Here is a 5,023-nt window from a genome sequence, read left to right as displayed (position 1 = left end):
CTGGAATCCGCCCAGGGAATACTTGTCGGCCGCGCCCGGGGGCACCGCCGACGGGCGGCCCACCCGCAGGTAGGCGTTCCAGGTGTGCGGCCCGTGCGAGAAGACCTGGTTGGCGCTGGCGTCCCAGCGCACGAAGGGGGTGCGGCCCTGCTCGGTCCGGTAACGGCCGCTCTGCCATTCGGCCTGGTAGCGGTGGCCGGCCTGGGTGCCGCGGCCTGCGCCTGTGCGACAGCGCGGGTTCGGGCGCCGCCCTACCATGCACCGCCGCGGCCCTGGCGCCGCATTGCATATGGAGACACGCGCATGGACACATCATTGAGCGGCCAGGTGGCCTGGGTCACCGGCGGTGGCAGCGGCATTGGGTTGGCCGCCGCGCTGGCCCTGGCCCGGGCCGGCGCCCACGTGGCCATTTCCGGGCGCAACCCGGCCACCAACGCCAGCGCCCTGGCCGCCTTGCAGGCCGTGGGCAGCGCCGAAGCCTTGTTGCTGGACGTGGCCGATTCGGCTGCCGTGCACCGGGCCGCCGAGCAGCTGTTGGCCCGCCACGGGCGCATCGACATCTTGGTCAACAGCGCCGGCACCAACGCCACCCAGCGCAATTTCGACGTGCTCACCACCGCGGCCTGGGACGACGTCGTCGCCATCAACCTGTCCGGGCTGTTCTACTGCGTGCACGCGGTGCTGCCCGGCATGCGCCAGCGCGGCGGCGGGCTGATCGTCAACGTCTCGTCGTGGGCAGGGCTGTACGCGTCCAAGCTGACCGGACCGGCCTACAACGCCACCAAGCGCGCGGTGCTGGCGCTGACCGAATCGATCAACATGGAAGAAGGTGTCCACGGCATCCGGGCCAGCTCGGTGCTGCCGGGCGAGGTGGCCACGCCGATTCTGGACAAGCGCCCGGTGCCACCGTCGGCGGACGAACGCGCGCGCATGGTGCAGGCCGAGGACCTGGGCCAGGCCGTGCTCTTCCTGGCGCAGATGCCGGCGCGCACCTGCATCAACGAGCTGGTGATTTCGCCCACCCACAACCGCTTCTACACCGGCGGGCTGGAAACGCCAGCGCCGCGACCGGCCTGAAGCGGCCGCGCCAGCCGGCGCCGTTTTGCTATGATGGCGCCGTCATTGGGGAGTAGCCGCTCTTCCGCCCCGGAAGAGGCTTGCGTCAACACACTTGTCCCGCAGGACATGGCGCACGCGGTCCCACGCTTGGCAAGACCTTTGACCACCTCGCCTCCCCCTTGGCCGGAGCGGCGTTGTGGTCATTCGTCTCTCATCCGGCCTTGGAACTCTCATGGAATCCCTGCTCGTTTCCACCGGCGTCGTGGCCCTGGCCGAAATCGGCGACAAAACCCAACTCCTCGCCTTCGTGCTGGCCGCGCGTTTCAAAAAGCCCTGGCCCATTGTCGCCGGCATCCTGGCGGCTACCGTGGTCAACCACGGCCTGGCCGGGGCGCTGGGTGCTTGGATCACCTCCCTCCTCACCCCCGAGGTGCTGCGCTGGGTGTTGGGCGCCTCGTTCATCGGCATGGCGGTTTGGACCCTGATCCCCGACTCAATCGAGGAAGACGAGACCCGGGTGGCCACCCGCCTGGGCGTGTTCGGCGCGACGCTGGTGACCTTCTTCCTGGCCGAGATGGGCGACAAGACCCAGATCGCCACCGTGGCCATGGCCGCCCACTACGCGGCCCCGTTGCTGGTGGTGGTCGGCACCACGCTGGGCATGCTCATCGCCGATGTGCCGGCGGTCTTCGCCGGTGACAAGCTGTCGCAGAAAATCCCGATGAAGCTGGTGCACGGCCTGGCCGCTGCGGTCTTTGCGGTGCTGGGCGTGGCCACCCTGCTGGGCGCGGGCGCCCGCTGGGGTTTCTGACGATGGGCCGTTGTTTGGGGACATTCATGATCTTTGACCCTTTGTGCAGACCCTGGGCCACGCTGGCCCTGCTGTGCGGCCTGTGCGGGGTGGCCCAGGCGGACGGTGCGCCGGCCCCCGCGCCGCTGCAAACCGTGGCCCAGCTGGACCTGCCGCGCTACATGGGCACCTGGCACGAGGTGGCCAAATACCCCAACCGCTTCCAGCGCGACTGCGTGGCCGACACCTCGGCCCAGTACCGGCTGGAGGACGGGGGCACGGTGCGCGTGAGCAACCGCTGCCGCCAGGCCGATGGCCGTTTCCAGGAGGCGGTGGGCCAGGCCCGCCCGGTGGGGGCGCCCGGCACGGCCCGGTTGGCGGTGCGTTTTGCCCCGGCCTGGCTGTCGTGGTGGCCCGGGGTGTGGGGCGATTACTGGGTGATCGACCTGGACCCGGCCTACCAACTGGTGGCGGTGAGCGAGCCCCGACGCGAGTACCTGTGGGTGTTGTCGCGCACGCCCAAGGTCGACCCCGAGGCCTACCGCGCCCTGCGTCAGCGGCTGGCGCAGCAGGGCTTTGACCTGTCGCGGCTGCAAGAGGCCCCGGGCGCCGTGTCACCGCCCTGAGGCCGCAGGCCCCAGTTTTGCTCCACCGTTTGCACCCCCTCCGAACCGTCTCATGGAACTGCCCGCCCACCAACTCAGCATGACCGTGCTGATGACCCCCGACACCGCCAATTTTTCTGGCAAGGTGCACGGGGGCACCATCCTGAAACTGCTGGACCAGGTGGCCTACGCCTGCGCCAGCCGGTATTCGGGCAACTACGTCGTCACCCTGAGCGTGGACCAGGTGACGTTCCGCCAGCCCATCCACGTGGGCGAGCTGGTGACCTTTCTGGCCTCGGTCAACCACACCGGCTCGTCGTCGATGGAAATCGGCATCAAGGTGATCGCCGAGCACATCCGCACCCAGGAGGTGCGGCACGTGAACAGCTGCTTCTTCACCATGGTGGCGGTGGACGAGGCCGGCAAACCGACGCCGGTGCCGCCCCTGCGCCCGTTCACACCGGACGAGCGCCGGCGCCACGCCGCGGCCGAGGTGCGCAAGACCATGCGGCGCGAGATGGAACAGAAGTCCCTGGCGCTGAAATGACCGCGACCCGAGGCGGTGTCTGTGCCGTCCGGGTCGGGGAGCTTGGAGGCGGGACTGGGGTCAGTAGTAGCGCTTTTCGCCGGTGACCATGGCGCGGACCAGCCGGGTGCGCTCCAGCCGCCCCATGACGATGGCGGCGGCGGCGTGCAGGCCGGCGGCCGCCAGCAGGCCGTTGGCCAGCAGTTCGTGCAGGTCCTGCAGCCATTCTTCGCCCCAATAGGCGTCCAGGCCCTGCATCCAGCCGGTCAGGCCCAGGGCCAGCACCAGGGCCATGAGGGCCAGCATCATCACGGCGCCGAAGGGGTTGTGGCCGACGTGGTGCGGTTGCTCGCCGGCCAGCAGGGCACGGCCGTGCGCGATCAGGCGCGCGGGGGTGGGAAAGAAGTCGGCGAAGCGCGCGTGGCGGCTGCCGACGAAGCCCCAGACGACGCGGGCCGCGACCAGCCCAGAGGCGATGTAACCGGCGATTTCGTGGGGGGTTTCGCCCTCTTCCAAGACGAATTGGTTGAGCAGCACGCAGGTCACCAGGCTCCAGTGGAACAGGCGAACGAACGGGTCCCACACGCGAACGGGGGGCCGAGGGGTCGGGTGGTCAAGGCTGGGCATGGTGGGGTCCTGCGGCGGGGAAAAAGGCGGGCGAACCCGCCGGGCATCACTTGCGTTCGAGTTCGGCGCCGGTGGCGGGGTCGAAGTAGATCTCGACTTTCTGGCCGGCCTTGTCCATGCCGTAGATCTCGTAGCACTTGCCTTTGGAGACTTTGAAGGTCTTGATCTGGTAGCCCTGCTTCTCGACCATGGCCTTGAAGTCGGCTTCTTTCATCCACTTTTCCTGGGGCACGGTGCAGCTGGGGCCGGCGAATGCGGCGGTGGCGCCCAGGGCGAGAACGATGGCGGTGAGGGTGGTTTTCATGCGGAGTCCTTTGAACGGGTTGAAGGGGTGAACCACGGGTCCACGTCAAGCATTGGACAGCCCGCACATGAAGCCAAGATTAAACCCGGGGGCCCCCGTGCACGGGTGTGTATCCAGGTGTTTCAGGTGGCGTGCTGGCAGGGCTGGAACAGGTCGAGTTCGGGGCGGTAAACCTGGGTGCGCACGCCGCCGAGGTCGAGCATGGAGTGGAACAGGTGGTCGTGGCTCAGGGGCCGGTCGGCCTGCCGGCGCAGGCAGTCGGTGGACAGGCCGGCGCGCTGCGCCATCTGGGGCGACTGCCAGAACAGCATGGGCACGTGGGTCTGCTCGGTCGGGGCCATGGCGTAGGGCATGCCGTGCAGGTACAGGCCTTTTTCACCCAGCGATTCGCCATGGTCCGACACGTACAGCAGCGCACTCGGGCGCGGCTGGGCGCGCAGCCAGTCGATGGTGCTGGCCAGCAGGTGGTCGGTGTAGCGCAGGGAGTGGTCGTAGGCGTTGACGATCTGCTCCGGCGGGCAGTTCTGCAACGCGGCGCTGGTGCATTCGGTGCCGAAGGTTTTGAAGCGGGCCGGGCTGCGCAGGTGGTAGGCCGGGCCGTGGCTGCCCATCTGGTGCAGCACCACCACCGTGCCGCGCGCGCGCCGGGCGGGGTCGAGCCGTTCCAGTTCGGCCGGCAAGGCGCGCAGCATCACCTCGTCGAGGCATTCGCCGTCGGGGCAGAACTCGGGGTCGGGGCGTTCGCGCGTGCTGGCGTGCGGCACGCGGTCGCACACGCCTTTGCAGCCGGACTGGTTGTCCAGCCAGAGCACGGCCAGGCCGGCGCGCTGCAGCACGTCGAGCAGGTTTTCGCGGTAGAGGTCGGCGTCGTAATCGGACCGGCCCTGGCCCGAGAACATGCAGGGCACCGAGGTCTGGGTGTTGGTGCCGCAGGAGCTGACGTTGCGGAAGTAGGCCAGTTCGCCGGCCTGGGCCAGGGCGCGCAGGCGCGGGGTGGTGTCGCGGGCGTAGCCGCCCAGGCCGAAGTTGGCCGCGCGCGCGGTTTCGCCCACCACCAGCACGATGAGGGGGGCGTCGTCGGCCTGGCGGGCGGCGTGGGCCAGGGCGGCGTC

At 69.3% G+C, this 5,023-nt stretch carries 8 protein-coding genes and 1 riboswitch; of the genes, 4 read left to right on the top strand and 4 right to left on the bottom strand.

Annotation, left to right across the window (positions count from 1 at the left end; genetic code table 11):
- A partial coding sequence (locus CON77_RS11960) for a hypothetical protein (protein ID WP_157826944.1) occupies positions 1-258 on the bottom strand: 258 nt, incomplete at its 3' end.
- Positions 259-303: 45 nt separating this feature from the next.
- On the opposite strand from CON77_RS11960, the gene CON77_RS11955 reads away from it, so the two are divergent.
- The 4 genes from CON77_RS11955 to CON77_RS11940 all read left to right on the top strand — a co-directional run bounded on the left by CON77_RS11955 (position 304) and on the right by CON77_RS11940 (position 3,001).
- Complete coding sequence (locus CON77_RS11955) at positions 304-1,077, top strand: SDR family oxidoreductase (RefSeq protein WP_101049436.1); 774 nt, start codon at positions 304-306, stop codon at positions 1,075-1,077.
- A 28-nt stretch (positions 1,078-1,105) separates the two neighbouring features.
- Positions 1,106-1,289, top strand: a riboswitch (yybP-ykoY riboswitch).
- A 2-nt stretch (positions 1,290-1,291) separates the two neighbouring features.
- Complete coding sequence (locus CON77_RS11950) at positions 1,292-1,870, top strand: TMEM165/GDT1 family protein (RefSeq protein WP_101049434.1); 579 nt, start codon at positions 1,292-1,294, stop codon at positions 1,868-1,870.
- A gap of 26 nt (positions 1,871-1,896) precedes the next feature.
- Positions 1,897-2,475 carry a lipocalin family protein gene (locus tag CON77_RS11945; RefSeq protein ID WP_101049432.1) on the top strand — a complete coding sequence of 193 codons (579 nt, stop codon included), beginning with the start codon at positions 1,897-1,899 and terminating at the stop codon, positions 2,473-2,475.
- 52 nt (positions 2,476-2,527) lie between these two features.
- Positions 2,528-3,001, top strand: a complete 474-nt coding sequence (locus tag CON77_RS11940) for an acyl-CoA thioesterase (RefSeq protein WP_101049430.1) — start codon at positions 2,528-2,530, stop codon at positions 2,999-3,001.
- A 60-nt stretch (positions 3,002-3,061) separates the two neighbouring features.
- On the opposite strand, the gene CON77_RS11935 is transcribed toward CON77_RS11940, so the two are convergent.
- The 3 genes from CON77_RS11935 to CON77_RS11925 all read right to left on the bottom strand — a co-directional run.
- On the bottom strand, positions 3,062-3,607 hold the full coding sequence (locus CON77_RS11935) for a cytochrome b/b6 domain-containing protein (RefSeq protein WP_101049428.1): 546 nt from the start codon (positions 3,605-3,607) through the stop codon (positions 3,062-3,064).
- Positions 3,608-3,653: 46 nt separating this feature from the next.
- On the bottom strand, positions 3,654-3,911 hold the full coding sequence (locus CON77_RS11930) for a PepSY domain-containing protein (RefSeq protein WP_101049426.1): 258 nt from the start codon (positions 3,909-3,911) through the stop codon (positions 3,654-3,656).
- A 122-nt stretch (positions 3,912-4,033) separates the two neighbouring features.
- Positions 4,034-5,023, bottom strand: a 990-nt coding sequence (locus CON77_RS11925) for a phosphoethanolamine transferase (RefSeq protein ID WP_157826943.1), incomplete at its 5' end; no start/stop codon positions are given.

The sequence above is a fragment of the Macromonas nakdongensis genome (assembly GCF_002837145.1).
GTDB classification, from domain to species: Bacteria; Pseudomonadota; Gammaproteobacteria; order Burkholderiales; family Burkholderiaceae_C; genus Macromonas_B; species Macromonas_B nakdongensis.
This window is presented reverse-complemented; position numbering and strand designations above follow the sequence as displayed.